This window comes from Sutcliffiella cohnii (assembly GCF_002250055.1).
GTDB lineage: Bacteria > Bacillota > Bacilli > Bacillales > Bacillaceae_I > Sutcliffiella > Sutcliffiella cohnii.
Window position 1 is genome coordinate 670,992 of the sequence record NZ_CP018866.1, and the last position, 26,267, is coordinate 697,258.

Genomic DNA, 26,267 nt, shown 5'->3' on the forward strand with positions numbered 1-26,267 from the left:
AAAGATAACAAAGGTGGGTTTCACTGTGAAAGTCGTATATGCATCAACTCCTGAACAGGAGGATCATATTGATGAACTAATTTACTATTTATTAACCGACGTACTTCCTCATTATGTAACAGACCGAGATATGGAGAAGCTGGATTTAACGGTAGGGTCTATACATACGAAAGGAATTAATGAGACATTTACGTATTACAATGGGACGTTAAGGGAAGCATTTTATATCATCTCAAGCCTTCAATCTATAATTGCTGTTATTGAAGCCATTCAAGAAGAAACGGCAACTGCTAAACACCGTACTATTTTTAATAGAAATGTTACGATGTTAGAAGAGTATGGTTTCCATTTTCCATTTCCACTGGAGCAATTTATTAAACAAAATAATACACCGTATTCATTTACGAAATACGGGAAAGCAGCAAATGAATACTTAGTTTAAATTACTAGTAAAAAAGAAGAGACTATTAGCTTTCGCTAGCAGTCTCTTCTTTTATTTGTTCTAGCCATTGTTCAAATACAGGTTCTTCTTGGTAACCTTCAACACGGTTAACTTCTTTTCCATCAACGAAATGAATAAGGGTAGGTGTTGCTCGAATAGCATAGTCATTCCAACCTTCTTCAAATTCACGTAAGTTATATAATTGGACATTAACATCCATTTCTTCTGCAAGAGGAACTAGAATAGGAGTTGTTAATTGGCAATACTGACAATCAGGCGCAAAAAAGTAAACAGTAGTTGGAACATTGTTATTTAAGTTTTCTTCTAAATCATCTGGTAGTATAACGTTTTCGTATAATGGGTTTCCTAATATTTTAACAGTTTCTGGATGAACAACATCTTTTCCATAAGGATTTCCTTTTGATTGTTCTTTTTGTTGATAGTTTGTTATGAATGCAATTGCACCAAAGACGACGACAATAACTGAAATAATAGCAATTATTTTTTTCATATTATTTTCCTTCTTTCTTATACTTTCTAACAAGTAATAATAGTATTGTAATTAATATAAAACCGATGAGTGCTAAAAATGGGATAGTGATAAAACCTAACAAGTTAATATATTGTCCAGTACATGGGACAATACCACATTCTAATGCGTTATCTGCAAAAATAGGCACTTTTTGGATTAAATAATGGTAGGAAGATATTGCAATCCCGATAATAGAAAAGGGTAGAGCATATGTTGTAATGTTTGCGTCCTTTTTGACTGCAGCTATACCTAATATAATAACAAGCGGATACATTAAAATACGTTGGTACCAACAGAGGTCGCAAGGTATAAATAATAGTATTTCGGAAAAGTATAAACTTCCGAGCATTGCAACTAGAGCGACGATGAATGCTCCGAATAAAAGGTTTTCCACGAGCTTTGTATGATTCACTATTTAACCTTCTTTCATCTATCTTCTTGAAAATTATAGTATAGAGTAATAGGATGATGCAAAGGAAAAAACTTACGATGATAAATTGTTTGTCTGTTTTTTGACAATTTAAGAAATAGGTTGGGACTAGACTATTTAATCAAATTAAAAAACGAACAATGATTTTCGGGGAAGACCCGCTCCGGAAATATACTTCGCTTTCCGCGGGCGTGTCTAGTTACGGCGGCTTGGCCCTCGAGACATAAGCCAGTCACTTCAGTTGGGCAAAGAGCGCCCAACTGCAGCGCCTGTCTTATGCTTGTCGGGCCAGGTCGAGCCGCCTTCACTTTTCGTAGCTGGTGAGCCTCCTCGTGCTTCGCACTGCTATCTTCTCACCTATGCCTTTCCTCCCGCTGGAGTCTACGTATATTTCCTCCGCTAAATCTCCAATTGTTCGTTTATTAATTGATCATTTTAGTCTTGTTTGAGCCTCTTTTAGCTAATATTTTGCAACTTTAATTCTTCCAGTATAAATTCCGAACTTCTTAATGCTAATGCATATACAGTTAATGTAGGATTTGCAGAGGGAGCAGTGACAAACGTCGGTGTGCCTACAATAAATAAATTGGGAATATCGTGACTCTGACCGTAGCTATTCACTACTGAATTGGTTGGGTCAGTACCCATTCGACATCCACCCATTAAGTGTGCATGTGCCTTTAAATGGTAGAGTGGTTTGCCACCAGCTGCTTGACCAATTTGAGATAGAAGTTCTCGAGCAGCTTCGCGAATTTTAATATCATTTTCACCATAAGAATGTTGAACCTTTGGTATAGGAAGACCGTGCTCATCTTTTTTTTCACTTAAAGTAACACAGTTTTCCTTCTGTGGTAATGTTTCTCCTAACATGGCGAAACTTCCATAGTAATTATAATCTAACATTCGGCTTCTAAATTCTTCACCGTAAAGGGAAGGTTCGTTTTCAAAAAATAGAGAAGCTAGTCGCATCGGTCGTAATCCGTAAGAATTCATAATAAACCCTCTAGCGTAGTTAGAAGTTTTACCATACTCATAAGGATCTAATGTTAATGCTTGTACTGGATTACCACGGTACATACGAATTTCTTCATCGAATTTAATAATCATTTTATCATTTAAATTTGTCATAATATATTTTCCGACTAAACCACTACTGTTGGCAATTCCGTCTGGGTAGTTGGAATTTGCACTTTGTAGAAGCAGTCGAGGTGTTTCAACTGCATAAGTTGCAAGCACAACAAGACGAGCTTCTTGGAAATGTGTTTCATTATTTTTAATATATTCAACACCACATGCTTTCCCATTGGGATCGACATCGATACGGCTTACCATAGCATCTGTTATAATTTTTGTACCGTATTTTATAGCTTTCGGAATGAATGTGTTTAAAGGTGTCGTTTTTGCATCAGGCATACAACCCTCTTCACAAAATCCCCGATTTGTACACGGAGCTCGATGTTCATGTGGAGCAGATAAAATCGCGAGTGGGGAAACCGAATGCTGTAAGCCAGCACTTTCACATCCTTCTCTAAACTTTAATGTGTTATTGCTTAAATCATGGTGTGGTGGGTATGGGTATTTCCCACCGTAGGGTTTCCACGGGAAGTCTATTGGCCCCGATAACAGGAGTTCTTTTTCTAACTTTTCGTAATAAGGTTGTAATGTTTCATAAGATATCGGCCAATCTTCTCCAACCCCTTCAAACGTGTATGCTCGAAAGTCTGAGTGATGAAATCGTAATAGTTGAGCCGTATAGTGGACTGCGCTCCCACCTACACCTTTCCCGGAAGTACTTCTTGCTAAATCAAGTGGGTCATTGCCTAAGCTAATTCGAGGATCATTCCAAAAAAGCTTTTCCATCTCCAATTCGTCACTAGCAAAGTCGTTAACTGGCAACCTTTTAGGACCAGCCTCAATACAAACGACAGAAAGCCCTTTTTTACTCAGTTCACTTGCGATTACACTACCACTAGCACCCGCTCCAACAATACAAACATCAATGATTTTTGTTTTGCTCATTATTAGGCGCCTCCCACGGATCAAATTGATCAAAACCGAACGTATAATAGCCTCTTGGAAACGCAGGGCCACCAAAGCCAATATCGGACCAAACGGAAGGGTCTGCGTATATAATTTTAAGGATTTCATATGTAAAGGTAGTGAAAAATAATTTTGGTGTTATTTTTATCCATACATCACTAGAGCCTATGTTTTCAACTAATTGTCCAACATATGAGATTTGTAGTTTTTTCTCCAAAGTAGAAAAGGGATGGTGAAATTGCGTATAGCATTCGGTAGCAACGTATCGTAATCCTGTACGAATAACATCCACTTTTTGTAATGTTGTGCCTTTTACATAGCCGTTTATTTTATTTTCTCGCATTCGTTGATCCAAAAGGGCAAGCACGTTTACACCAATATCTCCTAAATGAGATGGGAAAATAATAGGGTAAAGAGCGATAATGGTGTTTTGTTCTTCTGGTGTAAAGAAAGAAACATCACTGGCAGCGAGTCTATTACGTATGACTCTTTGCGTGATTACGTCCCATTCGTGGAATTGATCCATTACGTTGTATTCTTCGTAATGAGGAGATTTTGGATGTTCCAATTGTGAGCACCTTCTTTCTTAATTGGGAATGTATCCCTTATAACAAGTCTACTTCAAATTAGGTGTTTTCATACAAAACTGGTTGGAGAATCTTAGGTGGTTTATACCTTTAGGCTTGCCTGAGGTGGGGCTATTGCAAATAAAAGAGTGGTTACCGGTAATAAAAGGGGCTTATCGCAAATAAGAGAGTGGTTACCGCAAATAAAAAGGGCTTACCGCTAATAAAAGATGGGTTTCCACAAGTAAAAGGGTGAATGACCGCAAAAAAAGATACCGAAAATAATATGCGATTAAAAATTGTAACAACTTTAAAATAAAAAACAAGTGAGGAAAAAGTCTTAATTTTCCCCACTTGCTTGATCGAATTATTACACTAAGTTCTTTTCGATTTGCCCATCTTTCATTACAACTTGTATGTTTTCAGTGTTTGCTAGTGAGTAAATATCGTCTAGCGGGTTCCCTTTCACAACAATGATGTCAGCTAGTTTGCCCTCTTGTAACGTTCCTACTTTATCTTCCCAACCGAGACATTCCGCGGCAGTTTTAGTCGATGCGACAATGGCATCCATTGGTGTCATTCCATAATCGACCATAAGGCCAAGTTCACGAAGGTTTATCCCGTGTGGCATAACGCCAGCGTCAGTACCCATCGCGATTTTTACACCGGCTTTATATGCACGAGCAAAACTTTCTCTATGTTGTTCAATTACTTCTAGTGATTTTTTAACTGCAGATTGAGGCATACCAAGCTCGTCAGCCATTTCAAGAACAGCTACAGGTGCAAGTAACGTTGGAACTAAGTAAGTTCCGTTTTCAACCATTAATTGAATCGATTCATCATCAAGGAAAATACCGTGTTCTATTGAATGAATACCTGCTTTAACAGCATTTTTAATTCCTTCTGCTCCTTGAGCGTGTGCCATTACTTTGACACCTTTACGGAATTTTCCTTCCTCTACAATTACCTTTAGCTCTTCTAACGAGAATTGAGTGAACTCTGGATGGTCTGTCGCACTTAAAACTCCACCAGTAGCATGCACTTTAATGACCTCAGCTCCTGCACGTAACATTTCTCTTGTTTTCTTACGGACTTCTTCCACACCGTCACAGCGCCCATCTGGCATACCAGGGTAGTTAGAGGGAAGTAAATCTAACACTTGACCTGATACTTGATAGCCGTCTCCATGACCACCAGTAATCGTTAATGCATTAATACTAACTTGTAATCGAGGACCTTTAATATATCCTTGTTCAACAGCTTGTTTAACCCCAAGATCTGCCCCAAGCGCATCACGAACAGATGTTACACCAGCGTTTAGTGTCTTTTCTAAATATTTTTCCGCTTTATAATACATCATCGAAAATGGTGTTGTTAATCTTTTCTCAATTGGTTCGTATTCAAACATCATATGAACGTGTGAATCGATAAAGCCGGGTAAAACAGTGCCGCCTTGAGCATCAACAATTGTTTCATCTCCAGTGGAAGTGTACTCACTTTCAGGCCCAACGTATTCAATCAATTTATCATTAACTACGACAATATAATCTAATTTTTGTTCTGCACCTGTTCCATCTATAACTACTCCGTTTTTAAAAACAGTTTTTTTCATCTGTAATTCCTCCTATAACGTTTGAACAATAATTCCAGCAATCACAACGGATGCTACTGTTACAGTAGTGAAGCCTCCAATTAACATCGGCGGAACTAATTCGTCAAAAATTGCTTTTTCTTCTTCTTTATTTCTAGCCGCACTTCGAGCTGCCTCTTCACATAAAATGTAATCTGCTGGAAAGCCGAATAATGCAGTTAATGCGACAGGCATTCCTTTCAGTGGATCCCATTTTACTAGTTTAGAAACAACGTATCCACCAATACAAATGCCTAACGTTCCAATAGTTAAAATTGCTAATATAGCAGGAAGGTTCTCAACTACTTGCTGTGGGGTAACTCCACCCATCGTACCGATAACAACGAAAAGAATTCCAATCATTGTGATAGTAAAAGAATTTGATTTTTCTAATGTACGTGGTTCAAATATACGGAGTTTTAAACCTACTATTCCGATTGCTAAGCACCATAAGCTGTAATGTACTGGAGTAATTTCTCCCAGTGCTACACCAATTGCAGCACCTACGAAAACGAAGAATAATTTTAATGTTAAGCTAGATTTTACGGCACTAGCATTTTCTTTTGTTGCGGCACTTTCTTCATTAGCTTCTTTTAACATCGGAATAAAAGTACCGTCATCCATTTGCTTTTTTATTTTTATCGAATAGCGTCTCATGAAATTTAACGCCAGTGGCATCCCAACCACACCTTGAAAGGCAACGATAAGTGCTGGTATGATGATTAAACTTGTCATTCCAATTTCAGTTAACTTTTCAGACGTTATAATTAAAGCAACGATGCCGCCCGTTACGGGGCCTAATCCTGCAACTGCTGTAGCATAATCAAAAAATAAAGGAATAATAGCGAGAATTAACGCGGCAGCAGTGATTAGTCCTCCTAATGAAATTAATACAGCCTTTATTTGACTCTTTAATAATGAAAAAGGTATTAGAGTTCCCATATGAAGAATTGCTGGCCCAATTAAGAGTGCTCCTAAAGCAGGGAACATTGCTTTGTCTAAAATATCTGCAGGAAATATTCCTGTCCATACACATAGTAAATATCCAAGCATTGCTGTAAGTAACATTGGGACTCTTGCTCTAGATATTATCGAAATCCATTCTCCAAGTGCAAGTAGTGCAAAGATAAGGGTGGTAGCGATTAGTGGATTGTCAATCATGCTGTATGCCTCCTATGAATGAAAATATGAATTAAAAAGTAATTCAAAATATAGCACCATAAAAAGAGATTGTCCACATGATTTTCAGACTTTTCCCACTGTTTCGGCACAGATATTTTTAAACTTTCAGTGAATTGTTATTCATTTGAAAGTTAAAGATTCTTACATAACAATATGTAAAGCGTTTACTAAAAAAATGTATAGTTTGTCGAAACTTGTCGAAAAAAATATTTATTTAGTATAGTTGATAAACAAAACAATAAAGTAATTTATGTATTAAATAGAAAAAGTTTGACATTAATATGTCAAACTTTCCCTTTAATACCATATGATTAAGAGTGCGAAAATTCCCATTGAACCTACAAAAGTTGGTAGTGTAATCGGCGGGCCTGCCATTACATTTTCTTTTCTAAACCCACCAGTTCGTTTGTTAATAGACTTCCAATGAAGTACCCCTCCATAAAAACCAACCGCTATTACAATGACAGAGAGCAGTGTATGTATCCAAGCGAGCCAATTATATGGGAATATTGCCGTAATTATAGCAATGATGCTTGCAAGAGGGAGACTCACGACGGGGATGTACATTTGCCAAGCGTGAAATCTTCCTCTACTGTGCCAAAGATAAATTTGTATCCATAGTGTAAAGTATCCGAAGCCTAATAATAACGTAAGTAATCTTGCTAAACTCCAAGAATCCCAACCAAGTATCATAAGAGCACCTCCTGAAGGTACATTTTCCCATTATTATTGTCACTTTCACATGAACTATTCAGCATAGTAATCGAATGAGTTTTGGAATACTGAAGTTAGGGAAAATAAAAAGTAGTAGATAGTTTGGACAAATAAAGGAGATGGACGGTTTTGTCAAAAATAGATTTATCAAAGTTTGAAAAGAAAATGATTATTCGGAATATGGAAGAAGAGGATATTGAACGGATAATTACGATGCAACATACATGCTTTCCAGGAATGATTCCATGGACAAAGGATCAATTAGAGAGTCATTTATCCATTTTCCCAGAAGGACAATTTTGTGCAGAGTATGACGGTGAAATAATTGGTTCTTGCTCCAGCCTTATTATTAATTTTGATGAGTATGATGATCGGCATACGTGGGATGACATTACCGATGAAGGTTACATAACAAACCATAATCCAGATGGATACAATTTATACGGAATTGAAGTAATGGTCCATCCAGATTTTCGCCGTATGAAGGTAGGGCATCGTTTATATGAAGCTAGAAAACACTTAGCACGAAGATTAAATTTAAAAAGTATTATCATCGGTGGGCGGATTCCTAATTATCATAAATACGAGCAAGATATGACGCCACGGGAATATGTCAGACAAGTAATGCGCCATAAAATTTACGATCCGGTACTTTCTTTTCAATTGTTAAATGAATTTACATTAATGAGAATTAATCCTGGGTATTTGCCGGATGATGTTGCGTCGAATAAATATGCTACGTTGATGGAATGGAATAACGTAGATTTTGTTCCAGTGTCTAAGCGACACTTTAAAACCTCCTTTCCAGTACGGATTTGTGTTGTCCAATATAAAATGAAGCAAATTAATTCTTTTGAAGAATTTGCAACACAAGTGGAATATTATACGGATGTTGCTTCGGATGCAGGATCAGATTTTGCGGTTTTCCCAGAAATTTTTACGACACAACTTATGTCCATTTTACATGAAAAAGTTCCGAGTAAAGCGGTGCAACGTTTAACAGCATTTACTGAACAATACATTCAATTATTTACGGATTTAGCCGTTAAATATAATGTTAATATTATCGGTGGTTCGCATTTTGTTGAAGAGGATGAAAAAATATATAATATTGCTTATTTATTTCGCCGTGACGGTACGATTGAAAAACAATATAAACTTCACATTACCCCTAATGAACGTAAATGGTGGGGAATAAGTCGAGGAGATCGAGTAAGAGTATTCAATACTGATTGTGGAAAGATTGCCATTCAAATATGTTATGATATCGAATTTCCAGAGTTAGCTCGAATTGCAACAGAAAAAGGTGCCAATATTATTTTTTGTCCGTTTAATACAGAAGATCGCCAAGGTTATTTACGGGTTCGCTATTGTGCGCAAGCAAGAGCGGTTGAAAATCAAATTTACACCGTAATCGCAGGAACATGTGGTAATTTACCACAAGTGGAAAATATGGATATTCAATATGCACAGTCAGCCATATTTGCACCTTCTGATTTTGAATTTGCTCGTGATGGAATAGTAGGAGAATGTAATGCCAATATAGAAATGGTAGTCATAGGTGATGTAGATTTAGAAATATTACGAAGACAAAGACAGTCAGGAACAGTACGTCAACTAAAAGACAGACGAAAAGATATTTATTCCATAAAATATAAACAATAGAAAGCTCTTCTTTGAGAGCTTTCTATTGTTTCTTTAAAATCGATATTCAATTAATGAGGGGTTAGCGGAATCTTGATAAATGATAGTGATTACTGCTCCGCTATAGAGGTCGAATGCTTTTCCAGTCCCATACGCCACTCTTAGGACAACAGGTTCGTCATAACCACTTATTAGTAATTCAATCGTGCTATTATCAATTGCCCCGACAACATCAGCATCTACTTTATATAAGTTAGGAGCTTTTATCGTTAGTTTTTGGCCAATTAGAACGTAATCATTTTTCATATTGTTTGTTTTTTTCAGTGATTCAACGGAAATTTGAAATCTTTTCGCAATATTCCACAATGTATCTCCTGGTACAACTGTATATGTTCCACTTTCTACTTTTTCTCCATAAAAAACAGATTGACTGCCTTTTGGTTGGCTAGTTGAATTTTTCACTAATGACAATGTTTGACCTACATAAATAGTCGAAGAAGTTAAGTTGTTTGCTGCCTTTAATTCATCTACAGTTAACCCATTTTTTCTTGCTATTGAAAATAAAGTATCACCTTTCGTTACTACGTGAGTTGTTTTCGGAATTTGTAAAGTTTGGTCAACTTTAATTATGTTGTTTTGCAACCCGTTGTAGTTTTTTAATTGTTGAACTGTAATGCCGTACCTTTTAGCAATAGAATAAAGTGTTTCACCGTTTTTAACAATATGAGAATGAGTGCTATTATGACCGGAAACGTTTTCTTTTGCTGGTACTTTTAATGTTTGTCCAACTTTAATCGTGTCAGTTTGTAAGTTATTAGTTTCTTTTAATTCTTTTACAGAGACTCCATAAGTTCTTGATAAAGAATAAAGAGTGTCCCCTTGTACTACTTTATGATTGCCTACCGACTTATCGGCTAACATATGGGTTGTTCCAAATGTTATGAAAGCACTAGCAGCTAAAATACCTGCAATAATAAAACTTGTAACTTTCCTTTTCTTTCTTCTTCTTTCTAGTACTTTTGATTTTTGAATGCGTTGCTTTCTAGATGTTGTAATAAGCTTTTTTTCTTTTTCCAACTTTTCCAACTCCCTTGTGAAATTTATGGACTTATTAGCAAAATTTGTCGAATAATCCACCAACTATTTCGGAAGAGGTTAAGTGTTTATTGGGGTTGATTTTTAAAATGAGTCTTTCTGTTTAGAGGAATGATTTAAATAGGTATTTTGGAAGGAGGTGATTCAATAAAAAATAGGTAAAAAGCTGCTATTTTTTTAGCAGCTCTTCACTATCCGTTATTTTGTTGTCTTTTAAATTGATATTGCTGCCATTGAAATCGTATAAAACATCCAACACAAAAGCCTAAATTTGCAACAAGAGCGGCTAGACCTACCATGATTGCAAAGATGAATCCAAGTGTCGGAATTCCAAAATTAAAGCCAATAAGTGAAATCCCTAAACATGTAACTGCAATTGTTTGATTAAATTGAAGTTGTGCGATTTCTTCTTGAGGATAGGAAGATTTATGTTTTCTTAAAAATTGTGATCCAATTAAAATAATAGGATTCTTTTTAAACAACAACCCGATTATTCCAGTGATAAAGGGAAGCAATAATAGATTGTATAACCCCGTACTTAATGAAAGAAGAACAATAATGAAGATAAACCATTGATTTAGCGTAACTAATGGTATCGGAACAGTTTTATTCATACTAAATACACCTACTTATATCGGAATACTTATATTTTACTCGCACTTATATGTATTGTTCAACTTTTATGTACTTATTATCATTACAGTTGTTGTTACTTGTAGCTATCCAATTTAAAATGGAAATAGTTACTGATTGACGGACAAATGAACTTTTTAGTCTAGTGCTATTCACACCATTTTGTGGCATTACTAGGAATAGTCCACCATATGATGATAAAAAACCTTACATAATTTATTTTTCATGATAGAAAAAACAATATAAGCAAGGGGAGAGTAAATGTGGAAAAATTTATTTTAGCAATAGATCAAGGAACAACTAGTTCGAGAGCAATTATTTTTAACAAAAGTGGAGAAATTGTCTATAGTTCTCAACGTGAATTCACTCAATATTTTCCGAAAAGTGGTTGGGTAGAACATAATGCTAATGAAATTTGGAGTAGCGTATTATCATGTATAGCTTCATGTCTTTCTGAATCTGGAGTAAAACCGGACCAAATTGTAGGTATTGGCATTACAAACCAAAGGGAAACAACCGTCGTATGGGATAAAGCAACCGGCAAGCCTGTCTATAACGCAATTGTATGGCAATCTAGACAAACAACCTCAATATGCAATGAACTGAAAGAAGCAGGATATGAGGATAGAGTTCAAAAGAAAACAGGTTTGTTAATAGATCCTTATTTTTCTGGAACTAAAGTAAAGTGGATATTAGACAACGTAGATGGGGTAAGGGAAAAAGCAAATAAAGGAGAAGTACTATTTGGAACGATAGATAGTTGGCTTATTTGGAAACTATCTGGTGGGAAAACTCATGTTACTGATTATTCAAACGCATCTAGAACGTTAATGTATAACATTCATGAATTAAAATGGGATGAAGAGCTCCTTGACATGTTTACGGTACCCGCTTCTATGTTACCAGAAGTACGCCCTTCCTCTGAAATATACGCCCTTACAGCTGATTATCACTTCTTTGGAAAAGAAGTACCGATTGCCGGAGTTGCAGGGGATCAACAAGCAGCTCTTTTTGGTCAAGCTTGTTTTGAAGAAGGTATGGCTAAAAATACGTATGGTACTGGCTGTTTCATGCTAATGAACACAGGAGAAAAGCCAGTAGAATCCCATCATGGTTTATTAACGACAATTGCATGGGGTTTAGATGGCAAAGTTACTTACGCCTTAGAAGGAAGTATATTTATTGCAGGTGCGGCTATTCAATGGCTTCGTGATGGATTGAACTTAATACATAGCGCAGAAGAGTCAGAGCAATATGCCAATAATGTTGTTTCTACGGAAGGTGTTTACGTTGTGCCAGCTTTTGTAGGACTAGGAACACCATATTGGGACAGTGATGTTAGAGGGGCTGTATTCGGCATTACGAGAGGTACTTCAAAGGACCATTTTATTCGAGCAACGTTAGAGTCGTTAGCATATCAATCAAAAGATGTACTAAGTGCAATGGAACAAGATTCATCGATAACGTTAAAAACGTTGCGTGTCGATGGAGGTGCTGTGAAAAATAATTTCTTAATGCAATTTCAAAGCGATGTGTTGCAAGTGCCTGTAGAACGCCCCGTAGTGAATGAAACTACAGCACTAGGAGCAGCCTATTTGGCAGGTTTAGCAGTTGGGTTTTGGAAAGGTAGGGAGGAAATTGCAGAACAATGGAAGGTTGATAGTTCCTTTAAACCTAGTATGAAGGTAGAGGAGCAACAATCTCTATATGAAGGTTGGAAAAAGGCAGTAAATGCTGCTATGGCTTTTAAGTAAACGGTTTTGATGAGGAGAGAGAACAACAACTAACATATTCAAGTATAATTTACTTGTGTCTGTTAGTTTGTTCTTTTTTTATATAGTTAAAAGAAGGTAATCAGTAGAAGCTGTACATAAACAAGTAAAGACAAATCTCCATTCAATAATTGACACTTTTTTAGTATAATGATGGGGATTGCATTATTTGTCATTAAATATAAGCAGGAATTAAACTAGAAATAAAGAAAAAGTACATATTGATTAGTAATGAAATGGAGGAAGTAAAATGAGTTGGACTGATAAGTACGAATTATGGGAAAAGCATACAAATTTAGACGATGAAATGAAACAACTGCTACAAGCGATGAGTGAAGATGATAAAGCGAAAGAAGAAGCGTTTTATAAAAACTTAGAATTTGGAACAGGAGGCATGCGTGGAGAAATCGGTGCAGGAACAAATCGCATGAATGTTTATACAGTTCGAAAGGCGTCAGAAGGTCTTGCTAAATATATTGCTTCTTTTGGTGAGGAAGCAAAAAATCGTGGGGTTGTGATTGCCTATGATTGTAGACATAAATCGCCAGAATTTGCGATGGAAGCAGCTAAAACGATTGCTAGCCATGGGATCCAAACGTATGTATTTGAGAGTTTACGTCCAACACCAGTACTATCGTTTGCAGTTCGTTATCTCCATGCTTTTTCAGGTATTGTTGTTACTGCAAGTCATAATCCTCCTGAATACAACGGTTACAAAGTTTACGGTCCGGACGGCAGTCAATTACCGCCTCAAGAAGCAGATGAGGTAATTGAAAAAGTAAATGAAGTCGAAAACGAATTAACGATAGAAGTTGCTTCTAAAGAAGAGTTAATCGAAAAAGGATTAATTAAAATTATTAGTGAACCAGTGGACTCTGCCTACTTACAGCAGCTAAAAACAATTACGCTACATCCGGAGCTTGCAGCAGAAATGGGAGAAGAAGTAAAAGTTGTCTTTACACCACTTCATGGAACAGCAAACCTTCCCGTAAGACAGGGATTAGAGGCGCTTGGATATAAAAATGTTCATGTTGTAAAAGAACAGGAAGTTCCAGACCCTAACTTTTCTACTGTTCAATCACCTAACCCAGAAGAGCATGCTGCTTTTGAATTAGCTATTCGTGACGGAAAAGAAATAGACGCAGACTTACTTATAGCAACAGACCCAGATGCAGACCGTTTAGGTATTGCTGTGAAAAATGAGCACGGTGAATATGTTATCTTAACTGGTAACCAAACAGGAGCACTGTTTTTACATTACTTATTATCAGAAAGAAAGCAGTTAGGCTTGTTGCCAAACAATGGAGTTATGTTAAAAACAATTGTTACATCTGAATTTGGTAGAGTTATTGCCGATAGTTTTGGTGTGAAAACGGTTGATACGTTAACTGGATTTAAATTTATTGGGGAAAAAATTAAACAATATGAAGAAACAGGCGAATATACATTCCAATTTGGTTATGAAGAAAGCTACGGAAGTTTAATCGCAGACTTTGCACGTGATAAAGATGCTGTACAAGCTGCAATAATGGCGGTAGAAATATGTGCTTTCTATAAGAAACAAGGGTTAACAATATATGAAGCATTAATGAGCTTATATGAAAAATATGGCTATTATTTAGAAGGACTTCGTTCTCTTACATTGAAAGGAAAAGATGGAGCAGAACAAATTGCGAACTTACTGGCAACGTTCCGAGCTGAACCTCCGACTGAATTTGCAGGTTTAACAGTTAATGTAACAGAGGACTATAGTAAACAAGAAAAGGTAAATGTTCAAACTGGAGAAAAAAGTACAATTCAATTACCAACTTCTAATGTATTGAAATATTTCTTAGAGGATGGATCATGGGTATGTATGCGCCCTTCAGGTACAGAACCGAAAGTTAAATTTTACTTTGGTGTTCAATCCGACACATTAGCTCAAAGCGAACAAAAACTAGAGAGTATTGCAACTGATGTAATGGGAAAAGTAAATCAATTATTAAAATAGTATGTTGTAAACGTAAGAGAGGTCAGAACTATTCTGGCCTCTTTTTCAGTCTAAAGTCTTAGGAAAAACTCGACTATTTTATAAGTTAAAACAGTGGTAAGGATTGCTATAATAGAAATAACAAATGGGTAAAGGGGTTTAGGGAGAAGTGGAGGATCAACGAATAAGTGAGTTAAAGGCATTAAAAGTTATTGCAGAATCTTTAAATCAAGCAACAGAATTATCAACGATGCTTTTCGAAGTATTAAAAGAGCTTTTAGCTATTATGAAGTTAGAAACGGGCTGGATTTTTTTAATAGATGAAGAAAAACGGACGTATCAACTCGCGGCTGATTATCAATTACCAGAAGCGTTATCCAATAATAAAAAGAAAGTGATGTGTGAAGGTTCCTGCTGGTGTGTCAACAAATATAATCGTGGAGCTCTTCAAAAAGCAACGAACATTATGGAATGTAAACGATTAGAGGATGCCGTTGAAAATCAATGGGGAGATACGAGGGGAATTACCCACCACGCAACAGTGCCATTAACGGCAGGGGCGGAGAAGTTTGGTTTGTTAAACGTTGCTTCTCCAAATAAAACACAATTCACGGACGGAGAACTAGCACTATTAGAATCGGTAGCGTATCAAGTCGGAACAGCGATTAAAAGAATTAAATTAACAGAGAATGAACAGCGCCTTACTGTTGTAGCTGAAAGAAACCGATTAGCCCGAGACCTTCATGATTCCGTAAATCAACTATTGTTTTCTCTAATGCTAACAGTACGTGGTACGAAAGAAATGACGCAGAATCCTGAACTTTTAGAAATGTTGAATTATATGCAAGAATTATCGCAAGAAGCGATGAGCGAAATGAGAGGGCTCATTTGGCAACTTCGTCCTCAAGGATTGGAAAACGGTTTAGTTAGCGCCTTGCTCCATTATGGAAAAGTATTAAGTATTGAGGTCGACGCACATGTGACAGGTGTTTTAGATTTACCAAGTGAAATGGAAGAATGCCTGTGGCGAATCGGACAAGAAGCGTTAAATAATTGCAAAAAGCATGCAAATGTTCAAAAGGTTACTATGCATGTCTTAAAAGAAAAAGATGAAGTAACATTAACGATTGTAGATAATGGTGATGGTTTTGAATGTAGTAATATGGAGGACTTTCCATCATTAGGTATAGCGAGTATGAAAGAACGAGCGGAAATTTTACAAGGTACATTTAGTTTAACGAGTAAGCTTGGTGCCGGTACAACCGTAAAAGTAACCATTCCATTTGTGAAGGAGGGAATGAAATGATTAAAGTTTTAATTGCTGATGATCATCATGTTGTTCGTCGAGGTTTACACTTTTTTTTGAAAACACAAAAGGACATTCAAGTAATTGGAGAAGCAAAAGACGGTGCAGAAGCAATTAACCTCGCTGACGAGTTAAACCCTGACATCATATTAATGGACTTACAAATGCCTGTAAAAGATGGAATAGAGGCCACGAAAATTATTGTGGGAAAACATCCTCACATAAAAATATTAATACTAACAAGCTTTGCCGATCAAGACCATGTTATTCCAGCTATCCAGGCAGGGGCTGCAGGCTATCAATTAAAGGATGTAGAGCCTGATGAGTTAAGTGCAGCTATTCGTGCTATATATCGGGGGGAAAGTCAGCTTCATCCAAAAGTAACGTATCACGTAATGTCTCACTTATCGAATGAACACGACGCACCTCAAAAAAAATTAAAAGAATTAACAAAAAGAGAATTAGAAGTTTTGCACGAGATATGTAAAGGGAAAAGTAATAAAGAAATTGCAAGTAGTCTTTACATTACAGAAAAGACAGTTAAAACCCACGTCTCAAATATATTAGCGAAACTAGAACTAGCGGATCGAACACAAGCAGCGTTATTTGCTGTTAAATATTTGAACGATTAAAGCTTTTGACCTAAAATGATTCATGTCCTCTTACCTATACAAATACTTTAAGAATGATTGTTATACTGGACATATTGGAAAGGAGTGGCTAATGATGCAATTAGTAGTAATAAACGGAAGTCCACGTAAATCTGGAAGAACGAGAATTTTAGCTACGTTTATCGAAAAGGAGTTCAATGCAAAAATAATTGACCTTAGCGAAGAAACGTTGCCTTTATATAACGGAGAAGAATATCAAGGAGAATTAGAGCATGTTCGTGCTTTGCGAGATACAGTAAAAAAAGCAGATGCTGTTATTTTAACTTCCCCAGAGTATCATTCTGGCATGAGTGGTGCATTAAAAAATGCTTTAGATTTTTTAAGTAATGAACAGTTTGCGCATAAACCTGTAGGATTAATCGCAGTAGCTGGAGGAGGAAAAGGGGGAATCAATGCCCTAACAAACATGCGCACAGTAGGTCGTGGGGTTTATGCAAATGTTATACCTAAGCAGCTAGTATTAGACCCACACTGTTTTGATCGTGAAAATTATACGTTAACGGATGACAGTAAGTTACTTGTAAAAGGTGTTATAGATGAACTAAAGCTATATTACAAAATGCATCAATACGTTGAGCAAAAGTAAACATCCTATTTTTAGGGTGTTTTTTTCTTTTGTTTACAAAAGTAGTGCAATGAACTTCGGAATGTGGTTCAACAGAGGGGAAAAGTCAGCATAAATTTCAGCGGAGCAAAACCCTACCCTCATTCAAATGTCTAACAAATAAAAAAAAGGAAGGCTAAGCGCCTTCCTACATATTCACGTAATCGTGACTTGTTTCTTCATCATAGTGTGTTGTATTAATTTGAACAGCATGATCGATATATCTCAGCAACTGGTAAAGGTTTTGTTCGATAACTTGATGATCCCGGGAAAAGTTATACGAATGTAAAAAGTGTTCAATATGTTTGGAAAGAAAATCATCTTTTGTGCGAACCATAAGGATAAGTAAGTTATCCCATTCTGATCGGTGTGTGTAGTATAATGCACGATCATAGTCAATCGTGTTCATCTCCGCCATACCTCCTTTGTGAAGGAGTTGATATTATATTGCCCGCTTATTTAATTTTTTTCACGTTGTAAATGTTGGTCTAATCGCCAAACAGTTTCTTACGTATAAAATTATCGTAATCAAATGATGGGATAAGGTGCAAAATAATAATGAAAAAAAAGAGTGGGAGGCCAAACATGATGAAGAAAAGTGCTGTTGCATCATTATTTATTGCTACTTTATTAATAACGATGGTCGGAAACGTTGCTTTTGCACAAGAAAGTAATGATTATGAGAAGTGGGGAAGAATTGCTGTTGAAGTTGCGAAGGAAAGTTACGGAGCGGATGTAGAATTTCAAGATTATACTTATGTGGGGCGTGAAGAACTATCGGAAAAAGAAGCAAAAGATACGTTTAAATTAGTAGGGAGTAATGGCCAAGATGAATTTGAAGTAGTTGTTACGTTAGTGTTCGATAAAAAGACAAAACTTTTAAAACAATTATCACTTGAAGAAAAAAGGTAAGGAAAGGCATTGACAAAGTGTTTTTTCTCGATGTAGAGTATTAGGTGTGAAGAAAAACCTATATATGCCTTCGTTAGGTGAGGCTCCTGTGTTGGAGATACGCTGCTGCCCAGAAACGTCCAAAGACGCCAACGGGTCAACAGGGACCATCGATATAAGGTGGCTTTAATGTAGCTGGGATTTTCCCTATGCCACACAGTGCTAAAGCTCTACGAATGGGGGATGAGTTCGTTCTATATTTTTGTGCGCGTATACCACCTTCATTCAAATAGAAGGTGGTTTTTTGCATGAAAGAGGGTATAAGAAAGATGGAGGTGGTTATGAAAATGGATATCGGCCCAAGTCGAAGGAGCATAAAGGATCGTAACGAACATATTTATTTTCATATTCATCTCTCGATGAGGAAATAATAAAAGTTCTAAACATCCTTTATCATATTTGAAAAGGAGGGGAAGAACATGGTGAAAAATTTAACAGAAAATGAAATCATCATCAATGTTATTAAGTACATTAAAGAGGGTAAACGGAAAGATTTTCAAGAAATAATAGATGAGCTGCAACCATATGACGTTGCCTCCATTTATCAGCAATTACCAGAAAAACATCGAGTAAGATTCTTGTCATACATGTCCGATGAAGAGCTTACATCATTTATTCAAGAGTTAACACAAGATTTACAGCTCCAAGTATTCCAAAAAATTGGTGTTGAGAAATCAGCCAAAATAATGGATATGATGGATAACGATGATCTTGCGACGCTTTTCCATGAAATGGAGCCAAAAATTAAAGAAGCATTCCTTTCTAAAATGGATGAAGAGGAATCAACTGCCGTACGTGATTTAATGAAGTATGAAGCGGAAACTGCTGGTCGTATTATGACAAACCGCTTCGTTTGGATTCCTAAACATTACACGGTTATGGAAGTAGTGGCAAAGCTAAAAAGTTTTGCGGAAATCGCTGAAACAATTAACTATTTATATGTTATTGACGGAGATAAGAAACTAGTAGGAGTTGTATCGTACCGTGATTTAATATTAGCGGATGCGAACGAAAAAATTGAAGATATTATGTTTAGTCGTGTTATCTCTGTTTCAGCCGATACCGACCAAGAAGAAGTAGCTAATATCATTGGCCGTTACGATTTTCTTGCTGTACCGGTAATTGAAGAAGATGGTACGCTTGTCGGTATTATTACGGTCGATGATGTCATCGACGTTGTAATGCAAGAAGCGAATGAGGATATTGAAAAGCTTTCTGCATCGGGTAAAGATATTGATTTTGATACGAAAGCATGGGTAGCATCAAGAAGAAGATTGCCTTGGCTTATTTTACTTCTATTTATTGGTTTAATTTCAGGAAGTATTATAAGTAACTTTGAAGAAACATTAGAAGCTGTCGTTGCTTTAGCCTTTTTCATGCCAATGATTGCAGGAATGACAGGAAATACTGGAACACAGTCACTTGCTGTTGTAGTACGTGGATTGATTACGCGTGAGATGGATATGAAAGTTGCAGTTGGATTAGTTTTAAGGGAACTTCGTGTTGGAATTATTATCGGAATTACTTGTGGTATTTTAATTGCGATTATTGCCTGGGTATGGTTACCTGACCCAATGTTTGGCGTCGTTGTTGGAATATCTTTACTTTGTACATTAATAATTGGTACGTTAGCAGGTACAATTATTCCACTTATTCTATATAAACTAAATGTAGACCCTGCGATTGCATCAGGTCCACTAATTACTACGTTAAATGATATTATCTCTTTATTTATATATTTTGGTATAGCAACAGCACTTTTATTGTAAAAAGCTAGGGAGCCTCCCTAGCTTTTTCACGTTATTGCTGCTAACCTTTTTTGTTTAAAAAGCCGAACTAATAATAGTACATTAACAAACAGAGTATAGATGGAAAGAATCCAAAAGCCGACAGTGTTGAGCTGAATTAACTTTAATGCCAAGCTAATAAATGTGGTGATATAAAGAAATCCAAGTAAATGTTGAATCCTTTTTTGTTGGAAAAAAGACGTAGCCTTTGCTCCTAAAGGAGAGCCTAACAAAGCCCCGGTAACTAAAAAGAATGCGACTTCCCATTGTATTGGTGTATTTACTACATATGTAACAAAACCAGTAGAGACGATGAAAAATACTGCTACTAAACTAGTCGCAACCGCTTTTTTAGAAGGCAATCCGAAAAAAGTAATAAGCAAAGGAACTAAGAAAAAGCCACCACCAACTCCGAGTGTTGTGGAAAGAAATCCTGCCCCTATTCCTAATATGATTAACTTCCACTTACTAGCTCCTACTGACGTCTTGCTTGTGACATTTTTTTGTTTCTTTAACATGCTATAAGAGAAATAAGTTAAGAGAATTAAATAAAATGTTGGAATAACAGTCGTATCCAAATTGTTGCTCTCTAGCCACCGTACAAACGGATAGGCTACCTGAGTAGCAATAGCTCCACTAATTCCGACAATAATAGCTTCTTTCCATAAAATATTCTTTAATTTGTAATGGGCATACATTCCTGCGATAGAAGAACCAATCGTATAAAATAAGCTAGTTGTGATCGCTTCAATAGGGCTAAATCCTAAAAGTAATAACAGTGGTGTTAGAACAAATCCACCACCTATGCCGAAAAAACCAGAAAGCATACTAATGCAAAAGCCGATTACAATTAAAAGGACATAATCCATGAATACACTCCTCTCTATAGAAAGTATACCACTACAGTAAATAGTATCCGTCTTTTATATATTTTTTTACGAAACGTTAAGGCGAATATAATAATGGTTTTACTTATTATTTGTAAAGCTAAATTATTTCAATAACGAAAGTTTCATGTTATCGACTTCTTGTTCATACATTGTTGTAAGAGGAAAGGAGAGGGTGAGATGAGACCGGAAGATGAAAAAGCGTTATTTTACGCTATCGATGAAATTACAGAAATAGCAAAAGGCTTTGGTTTAGATTTTTACCCAATGAGATATGAAATTTGTCCAGCTGACATTATTTACACATTCGGAGCGTACGGAATGCCAACGAGATTTTCTCATTGGAGTTTCGGAAAACAGTTCCATAAAATGAAGCTTCATTACGACTTAGGGTTAAGTAAAATTTATGAGCTCGTCATCAACTCGGATCCTTGCTATGCGTTTTTGTTAGATACCAATTCGTTAATTCAAAATAAACTTATTGTTGCGCACGTTTTAGCTCACTGTGATTTCTTTAAAAATAATAGTCGCTTCCAAAATACGAAACGAGACATGGTAGAAAGTATGGCGGCCACTGCTGAACGGATAAAACAGTATGAGCATGAATATGGCAAAAAAGAAGTCGAGACATTTCTAGATGCTGTCCTTTCCATTCAAGAGCATATTGACCCGTCCTTAGTACGACCAAAACTTGCCTGGAGTTTAGAAGATTTAGAAGAGGAGGAAGCTCCACATAAGCATTCTATTTATGACGATCTCTGGTTATTAGACGATCGTAACAAACCGAAGGAAAAGCCGAGAAGAAAGAAGAAGAGCCTTCCGCCCCAGCCTGAAAAAGACATTTTATTATTTATCGAGCAATACAGTCGAGAACTAGAAGAATGGCAACGGGATATTTTAACGATGATGCGGGAGGAGATGCTCTATTTTTGGCCACAGCTAGAAACGAAAATCATGAACGAAGGCTGGGCTTCCTTCTGGCATCAACGCATCTTACGTGAAATGGACTTAACGAGTGACGAGGCGGTGGAATTCGCTAAACTAAATGCGGGCGTTGTGCAACCATCACGTACTAGCATAAACCCTTATTATTTAGGATTGAAAATCTTTGAAGATATCGAAGAACGTTACAACAACCCAACAGAGGACATGAAAAAGGATGGAGTAGAGCCAGGTTCCGGTCGTGAAAAAATGTTCGAGGTGCGTGAAATCGAATCGGATATTTCGTTTATTCGTAACTATTTAACGAAAGACCTTGTTTTAAGAGAAGATATGTACTTATTCCAAAAGCAAGGGAAAGACTACAAAATTGTTGATAAAGAGTGGGTGCAAGTTCGCGACCAATTAGTGAACATGCGGGTAAATGGAGGTTTTCCATATATTACAGTAAATGATGGCGACTACATGAAAGCTGGAGAACTCTATTTAAAACATTGGTTTGAAGGAATTGAGCTTGACTTAAAATATTTGGAAAAAGTGTTACCATACATTTATCAGTTATGGGGAAGACCAGTGCATATGGAATCGGTTATTGAAGGGAAAAATGTAGTGTTCTTCTATGATGGGAAGACCGTGCAGAGGAAGTATATATAAAGATGAGCTGCTGAGAAATCAGTGGCTTTTTTTTATTGGTAAATTAAAGTGAGCACTGTAATTTAATCATAAAATCAGTAGCAACATTAATTTATTGGTAAGTATATACAATTGTTTAAAAATGTGATAATCTATATTTGCAGATTGATAATCTAAAAAAATAGATTAATTATGATAGGGGGATTTTCATGAACGATAATTCATTAAATGTATCAGTTGAACAAGCAAAATTACTTGGAAATGCACTTAGAATTAAAATAATTGGTCAGTTAATTGATAAACCAAAAACTTCTAAACAAGTAGCGGATCTGCTAAGAGAAACAGGTGGAAATGTACATTATCATATGAAAAAATTATATGAAGGTGGATTAATCGAGCTTGTGGAAGAAAGGAAGTTTGGGGGAGTTATAGAGAAGTATTATAAATCAAAAGCAAAGTGGTTTAACTCAGTAGGAGATACACAGGTTGACCCAGTGTTAAAAGATAACTATCTTTCAAAAGATTCTACCGCTTTAAGCCTTCGATTACATTTAACTCCTCAACAACAAGACGAAATAAAAGAAGAATTTAAGCAGTTTCTTGAGAACTGGGTAATGAAAACTTCTGTAAGCGACGGGACACAAACAGAGGAATACAGTATCGGTGTAAAAATAGTCTCTACAGAACTAAAAAGTGAAGAATATGGGGATTAACAACCTATGAGTATACTTTTAAATAGAAATTTTCTATACATGTTTTTAGGGAGAGTTGTAACAAATATTGGGGACACAATGTATGCAGTCGCGGCCATGTGGTTAGTTTCTGAATTAGGGGGCTCTACTTTTTATACTGGTTTGGCTGGGTTCCTTACTATCATACCGAGGTTTGTTCAATTTTTTGCCGGACCATTTATTGATAGAATACCAATTCGTCCCTTATTAATTATGACACAGTGCATTCAATCTATTCTTTTGTTAATCATTCCAATCGCGCATTACTTTGACGTAATAACAGTTACACTCGTTTTAATTATTTCTCCTATCATAACAACTTTTAATATGTTAGTTTACCCTGCTCAAATGGCGTCTTTACCTAAAATTGTAGAAAAAAAAGACCTAACAAAAGCAAATTCGCTTTTCACTTTTGCTTATCAAGGAATTGAAACCGGATGCAATGCAATTGCCGGCGTATTACTTGTAACAATTGGCGCAATTTCTATATATCTTATAGACTCTGTTATGTTTTTAATGGGGGCTATACTATTCTCCTTAATAAAATTACCTAAACCACAAAGAAAAGAAAAAAGTGATGAATCATTTATAGTACATTTTAAAAAGTATGGTGTGGAGCTAAAAGAGGGTATTAGTATACTTCTTAATAAGACATTCTCTAGATTATTGTTAGGAATCATCGCTATTAATCTAGTAGGTGGTGCCACTTTTGTTGTATTACCAGAATTCAGTAAACAACAAGGCGGGGCAGAAATTTTTGGCCTGTTATTGATGGCACAAGCACTAGGAAGTATTAGTGGAGCATTATTGACTCCGTATCTGAAGTTAGAAAAGTTTGGAATCGGAAAGGTTTATGCGACTGCATTTATTATAAGCGGTATTTTGTGGGCAATATCGGTTTTTAGCCCATGGACGTGGTTAATGATTGTAATTTACGGTCTAGCTTGGTTCCCAGGTGGGGTTACGAATATTTTAGTTAATACTTTTATACAAAGAGGAATACCAAAACATTTGTTAGGAAGAGTGTTCTCTGCATCTTTTAGTTTAAGTGGTATCGCAATGCCGATAGGGTCCCTTATTGGTGGCGTATTAGGTGTAGTAGTTGGAAGTGTATATATAATTTTTGTAAGCGGGGTAATCGTATTTTTCGTTGGAGTCTTTTGGATATTGGATAAGGTTACTCGATCGCTCCCAAAGTCAGAGGATGTTACAGAAACCACATTTATGAAAAAGCCATTACCGACTGTTGTGGCAAAAATCCGCTAATATCTCATATTTTTCCTCTATATTAGGTTGAACGCCCAAGAACTTTATTGATAATTAGCATAATCTTTATGGAAGACAGTAAAACATTCAACAAATGAGGAGGAAGTTGAAAAGTGTTGTCTAATTATCAAGATGTAAATTATAATCCAGCAGATTCGAGAATTTTTGGAATGGGGTTCGGCCGTCCAGGTTTTGGCTTTGGTAGACCGGGCTTCGGTTTTGGTCGTCCAGGTTTTGGTTTTGGTAGACCTGGTTTCGGTTTTGGGTTTCCAGGATTTGGATTCGGTTTCGGTTTTCCATTTTTAACAGGATTAGCAGCAGGTGCATTATTAACGCCACCTAGATATTACTATCCGCCTTATCCACCATATCCATATCCTTATTATTGGTAATACAGTTTAAGAAAAGATGAAATAAGGGATACCTTTTACGATTGTACGTAAGGGTTATCCCTTTATTATTCTATTGATTTTCTGTTATTTTCTCAAAGGCTAGCAAAAAGTGGTTGTATGTTTGTTTTCCAAACTGATTTTCGTTCCTGTTAAAGAACAAATCAAGTGTGATTGTTTTTGCCTCCTCAAATGAGCATCTTCGTGAGTTCATTATTAATTTTATATAAGCAACAAAGAAGTCTATTCCTAGCGTTCCACCATGATTTACAGTCATTTTACTCACTTCCTTTAACAGCAAGTTTGCTTAGATTCTTATCGTCTTTCGTTTCAGTTTTAACTTCTTTTATTTCTACGGAACAGCATTTTTTTTCCTTTTTAGTAGCTTTTCTAAATAGTGATAACATGTAAAATCATCCCTTCCTTATATTAAATAAAAGATAAAGCCAGCAAATGTTGACATCGTAATAACAGCTATAACAAAGGTAATAACTAACTGCTGTTTGAAAATGGACTTTAATAATATGACTTCAGGTAGGCTCGCTCCTGCAGAACTAATCATCATCGCCATTACTGGACCGAGTGCCATCCCTTTCAGAATTAATATTTGTGATATTGGGATCATACTAGAAAGTCTAATATATAAAGGAATTCCCAAAACAGCTGCAAGGGGTATAAGCCACCAATGGTCTGAACCGAAAGTATTGGAAATCCACTCGGTCGGTACTAAGCCGTTAATGATGGAACCGATAGCAGCACCAATAAGAAGATATGGAAATACGCTTTTTATTAAACTAACAGTGTCTTTAAAAGCTTCTTTAATGTTGAATCTTTTTCCTTTTTCATCATAACCAGACATAATGACATTCTTCACATATTTCTCAAAACCGAAGGATTCAAGCGCAAAACCGATAACAATCGAAAAAAAAGTTGTTACTACTGTGTAAATAATAGCGACTTTCCATCCGAGTATAACTCCCATAATGGTAATAATTGTTGGATCCAGTACAGGAGATGAAAATAAGAAAATCATTACAATTCCAAAAGGTAGCTTTCGTTTAAGCATATTTACTACGACTGGTATTGTGGAGCATGAGCAAAACGGTGTAATAAATGCAAATAATACAGCCCCGAAGGCAGCAATTATTTTGTTTTTCCCTGCTAATTTCTTCTCTAATTTTTCAAAAGGTATAAAGCATTGCAAAAGACTGATAAGAAATGAAATGCCAATAAATAAAATCGTTAATTCTAAAGCAATAAATAAAAAGTCTTTTAACGTTTGTACGATCATACGTAATCCCCACCTTTATCTAATATCAAAAAAAGTTGATTTATTAATCAAAAAAAATTGATTAAGTATATAAAAATAAAAGTAGGATTCTTAGTTGTTAAATCAAATTTTCTTGATGTATTTAATATATATCCAATATTTTCATCTGTCAATGGATATATCA

At 36.1% G+C, this 26,267-nt stretch carries 28 protein-coding genes and 1 riboswitch; of the genes, 14 read left to right on the top strand and 14 right to left on the bottom strand.

The window, feature by feature from the left end; translation table 11 throughout:
- Nucleotides 1–25: 25 nt before the first annotated feature.
- On the top strand, nucleotides 26–442 hold the full coding sequence (locus tag BC6307_RS03170) for a DUF5365 family protein (protein WP_066421159.1): 417 nt from the start codon (nucleotides 26–28) through the stop codon (nucleotides 440–442).
- Nucleotides 443–467: 25 nt separating this feature from the next.
- On the opposite strand, the gene BC6307_RS03175 is transcribed toward BC6307_RS03170, so the two are convergent.
- The 7 genes from BC6307_RS03175 to BC6307_RS03205 all read right to left on the bottom strand — a co-directional run bounded on the left by BC6307_RS03175 (nucleotide 468) and on the right by BC6307_RS03205 (nucleotide 7,515).
- Nucleotides 468–953: a thioredoxin family protein gene (locus BC6307_RS03175; protein ID WP_066421155.1), complete on the bottom strand. Its 486-nt coding sequence runs from the start codon at nucleotides 951–953 to the stop codon at nucleotides 468–470.
- Nucleotide 954: 1 nt separating this feature from the next.
- Nucleotides 955–1,389 (bottom strand): disulfide oxidoreductase, encoded by a 435-nt coding sequence (locus tag BC6307_RS03180; protein ID WP_066421152.1) that lies wholly within the window; start codon nucleotides 1,387–1,389, stop codon nucleotides 955–957.
- 471 nt (nucleotides 1,390–1,860) lie between these two features.
- Complete coding sequence (locus BC6307_RS03185; protein ID WP_066419447.1) at nucleotides 1,861–3,423, bottom strand: GMC family oxidoreductase; 1,563 nt, start codon at nucleotides 3,421–3,423, stop codon at nucleotides 1,861–1,863.
- Entirely contained in the window at nucleotides 3,401–4,012 is a 612-nt protein-coding gene (locus BC6307_RS03190) for a gluconate 2-dehydrogenase subunit 3 family protein (RefSeq protein ID WP_066419449.1), read from the bottom strand. Before BC6307_RS03190 ends, BC6307_RS03185 begins: the two co-directional genes overlap by 23 nt.
- Before the next feature lie 368 nt (nucleotides 4,013–4,380).
- Nucleotides 4,381–5,622 (bottom strand): metal-dependent hydrolase family protein, encoded by a 1,242-nt coding sequence (locus BC6307_RS03195; protein ID WP_066419451.1) that lies wholly within the window; start codon nucleotides 5,620–5,622, stop codon nucleotides 4,381–4,383.
- Nucleotides 5,623–5,634: 12 nt separating this feature from the next.
- Nucleotides 5,635–6,801 carry a hypothetical protein gene (locus BC6307_RS03200; RefSeq protein ID WP_066419453.1) on the bottom strand — a complete coding sequence of 389 codons (1,167 nt, stop codon included), beginning with the start codon at nucleotides 6,799–6,801 and terminating at the stop codon, nucleotides 5,635–5,637.
- A gap of 318 nt (nucleotides 6,802–7,119) precedes the next feature.
- Complete coding sequence (locus BC6307_RS03205) at nucleotides 7,120–7,515, bottom strand: hypothetical protein (RefSeq protein ID WP_066419454.1); 396 nt, start codon at nucleotides 7,513–7,515, stop codon at nucleotides 7,120–7,122.
- A 186-nt stretch (nucleotides 7,516–7,701) separates the two neighbouring features.
- Between BC6307_RS03205 and BC6307_RS03210 the strand changes: the two genes are divergently transcribed.
- Complete coding sequence (locus tag BC6307_RS03210) at nucleotides 7,702–9,201, top strand: bifunctional GNAT family N-acetyltransferase/carbon-nitrogen hydrolase family protein (protein ID WP_066419480.1); 1,500 nt, start codon at nucleotides 7,702–7,704, stop codon at nucleotides 9,199–9,201.
- 33 nt (nucleotides 9,202–9,234) lie between these two features.
- Here BC6307_RS03210 and BC6307_RS03215 read toward each other — a convergent pair whose 3' ends face one another.
- Together BC6307_RS03215 and BC6307_RS03220 are read right to left on the bottom strand one after the other, a co-directional pair.
- On the bottom strand, nucleotides 9,235–10,257 hold the full coding sequence (locus BC6307_RS03215) for a LysM peptidoglycan-binding domain-containing protein (protein WP_066419456.1): 1,023 nt from the start codon (nucleotides 10,255–10,257) through the stop codon (nucleotides 9,235–9,237).
- Between the two features lie 209 nt (nucleotides 10,258–10,466).
- Entirely contained in the window at nucleotides 10,467–10,889 is a 423-nt protein-coding gene (locus BC6307_RS03220; RefSeq protein ID WP_066419457.1) for a DUF4395 domain-containing protein, read from the bottom strand.
- A 282-nt stretch (nucleotides 10,890–11,171) separates the two neighbouring features.
- On the opposite strand from BC6307_RS03220, the gene glpK reads away from it, so the two are divergent.
- From glpK to BC6307_RS03245, 5 genes are all read left to right on the top strand, one after another.
- Nucleotides 11,172–12,662 carry a glycerol kinase GlpK gene (glpK, locus tag BC6307_RS03225; protein ID WP_066419458.1) on the top strand — a complete coding sequence of 497 codons (1,491 nt, stop codon included), beginning with the start codon at nucleotides 11,172–11,174 and terminating at the stop codon, nucleotides 12,660–12,662.
- Nucleotides 12,663–12,930: 268 nt separating this feature from the next.
- On the top strand, nucleotides 12,931–14,670 hold the full coding sequence (locus tag BC6307_RS03230) for a phospho-sugar mutase (protein ID WP_066419459.1): 1,740 nt from the start codon (nucleotides 12,931–12,933) through the stop codon (nucleotides 14,668–14,670).
- A 148-nt stretch (nucleotides 14,671–14,818) separates the two neighbouring features.
- Complete coding sequence (locus BC6307_RS03235) at nucleotides 14,819–15,955, top strand: GAF domain-containing sensor histidine kinase (protein WP_066419460.1); 1,137 nt, start codon at nucleotides 14,819–14,821, stop codon at nucleotides 15,953–15,955.
- Nucleotides 15,952–16,587, top strand: coding sequence for a response regulator (locus BC6307_RS03240; protein WP_066419462.1), 636 nt, complete (start codon nucleotides 15,952–15,954; stop codon nucleotides 16,585–16,587). Before BC6307_RS03235 ends, BC6307_RS03240 begins: the two co-directional genes overlap by 4 nt.
- A 94-nt stretch (nucleotides 16,588–16,681) precedes the next feature.
- Nucleotides 16,682–17,212 carry an NADPH-dependent FMN reductase gene (locus tag BC6307_RS03245; RefSeq protein ID WP_066419463.1) on the top strand — a complete coding sequence of 177 codons (531 nt, stop codon included), beginning with the start codon at nucleotides 16,682–16,684 and terminating at the stop codon, nucleotides 17,210–17,212.
- Nucleotides 17,213–17,378: 166 nt separating this feature from the next.
- Here the strand turns inward: BC6307_RS03245 and BC6307_RS03250 are convergent, their stop codons facing one another.
- Nucleotides 17,379–17,639: a YhdB family protein gene (locus BC6307_RS03250; protein ID WP_066419465.1), complete on the bottom strand. Its 261-nt coding sequence runs from the start codon at nucleotides 17,637–17,639 to the stop codon at nucleotides 17,379–17,381.
- Between the two features lie 176 nt (nucleotides 17,640–17,815).
- On the opposite strand from BC6307_RS03250, the gene BC6307_RS03255 reads away from it, so the two are divergent.
- The 3 genes from BC6307_RS03255 (at nucleotide 17,816) to mgtE (ending at nucleotide 19,950) form a co-directional block, all read left to right on the top strand.
- A complete protein-coding gene (locus BC6307_RS03255; protein WP_066419466.1) occupies nucleotides 17,816–18,142 on the top strand; it encodes a DUF3889 domain-containing protein in 327 nt (108 codons plus the stop codon).
- A 62-nt stretch (nucleotides 18,143–18,204) separates the two neighbouring features.
- Nucleotides 18,205–18,369, top strand: a riboswitch (M-box (ykoK) riboswitch).
- Nucleotides 18,370–18,429: 60 nt separating this feature from the next.
- A complete protein-coding gene (locus tag BC6307_RS25455; RefSeq protein WP_268874283.1) occupies nucleotides 18,430–18,552 on the top strand; it encodes a hypothetical protein in 123 nt (40 codons plus the stop codon).
- A 48-nt stretch (nucleotides 18,553–18,600) separates the two neighbouring features.
- Complete coding sequence (gene mgtE, locus BC6307_RS03260) at nucleotides 18,601–19,950, top strand: magnesium transporter (protein ID WP_066419467.1); 1,350 nt, start codon at nucleotides 18,601–18,603, stop codon at nucleotides 19,948–19,950.
- Between the two features lie 26 nt (nucleotides 19,951–19,976).
- Here the strand turns inward: mgtE and BC6307_RS03265 are convergent, their stop codons facing one another.
- Entirely contained in the window at nucleotides 19,977–20,837 is an 861-nt protein-coding gene (locus tag BC6307_RS03265; protein ID WP_066419470.1) for a sulfite exporter TauE/SafE family protein, read from the bottom strand.
- 198 nt (nucleotides 20,838–21,035) lie between these two features.
- Here BC6307_RS03265 and BC6307_RS03270 point away from each other — a divergent pair, with 198 nt between their 5' ends.
- The 4 genes from BC6307_RS03270 to BC6307_RS03285 all read left to right on the top strand — a co-directional run bounded on the left by BC6307_RS03270 (nucleotide 21,036) and on the right by BC6307_RS03285 (nucleotide 24,816).
- On the top strand, nucleotides 21,036–22,448 hold the full coding sequence (locus tag BC6307_RS03270; RefSeq protein WP_066419472.1) for a SpoVR family protein: 1,413 nt from the start codon (nucleotides 21,036–21,038) through the stop codon (nucleotides 22,446–22,448).
- A gap of 188 nt (nucleotides 22,449–22,636) precedes the next feature.
- Complete coding sequence (locus BC6307_RS03275) at nucleotides 22,637–23,140, top strand: winged helix-turn-helix domain-containing protein (protein WP_066419473.1); 504 nt, start codon at nucleotides 22,637–22,639, stop codon at nucleotides 23,138–23,140.
- 6 nt (nucleotides 23,141–23,146) lie between these two features.
- Complete coding sequence (locus BC6307_RS03280) at nucleotides 23,147–24,424, top strand: MFS transporter (protein ID WP_066419474.1); 1,278 nt, start codon at nucleotides 23,147–23,149, stop codon at nucleotides 24,422–24,424.
- Nucleotides 24,425–24,594: 170 nt separating this feature from the next.
- Nucleotides 24,595–24,816 carry a spore coat protein gene (locus tag BC6307_RS03285; protein WP_066419482.1) on the top strand — a complete coding sequence of 74 codons (222 nt, stop codon included), beginning with the start codon at nucleotides 24,595–24,597 and terminating at the stop codon, nucleotides 24,814–24,816.
- Between the two features lie 70 nt (nucleotides 24,817–24,886).
- On the opposite strand, the gene BC6307_RS03290 is transcribed toward BC6307_RS03285, so the two are convergent.
- Genes BC6307_RS03290 through BC6307_RS03295 form a run of 3 tightly spaced genes read right to left on the bottom strand, consistent with a single transcriptional unit; the run spans nucleotide 24,887 to nucleotide 26,104 of the window.
- Nucleotides 24,887–25,090 (bottom strand): hypothetical protein, encoded by a 204-nt coding sequence (locus BC6307_RS03290; RefSeq protein WP_066419476.1) that lies wholly within the window; start codon nucleotides 25,088–25,090, stop codon nucleotides 24,887–24,889.
- Between the two features lies 1 nt (nucleotide 25,091).
- Nucleotides 25,092–25,220 carry a hypothetical protein gene (locus BC6307_RS25460; protein WP_268874284.1) on the bottom strand — a complete coding sequence of 43 codons (129 nt, stop codon included), beginning with the start codon at nucleotides 25,218–25,220 and terminating at the stop codon, nucleotides 25,092–25,094.
- Between the two features lie 17 nt (nucleotides 25,221–25,237).
- Nucleotides 25,238–26,104, bottom strand: a complete 867-nt coding sequence (locus tag BC6307_RS03295) for a permease (RefSeq protein ID WP_066419477.1) — start codon at nucleotides 26,102–26,104, stop codon at nucleotides 25,238–25,240.
- Between the last annotated feature and the right edge of the window lie 163 nt (nucleotides 26,105–26,267).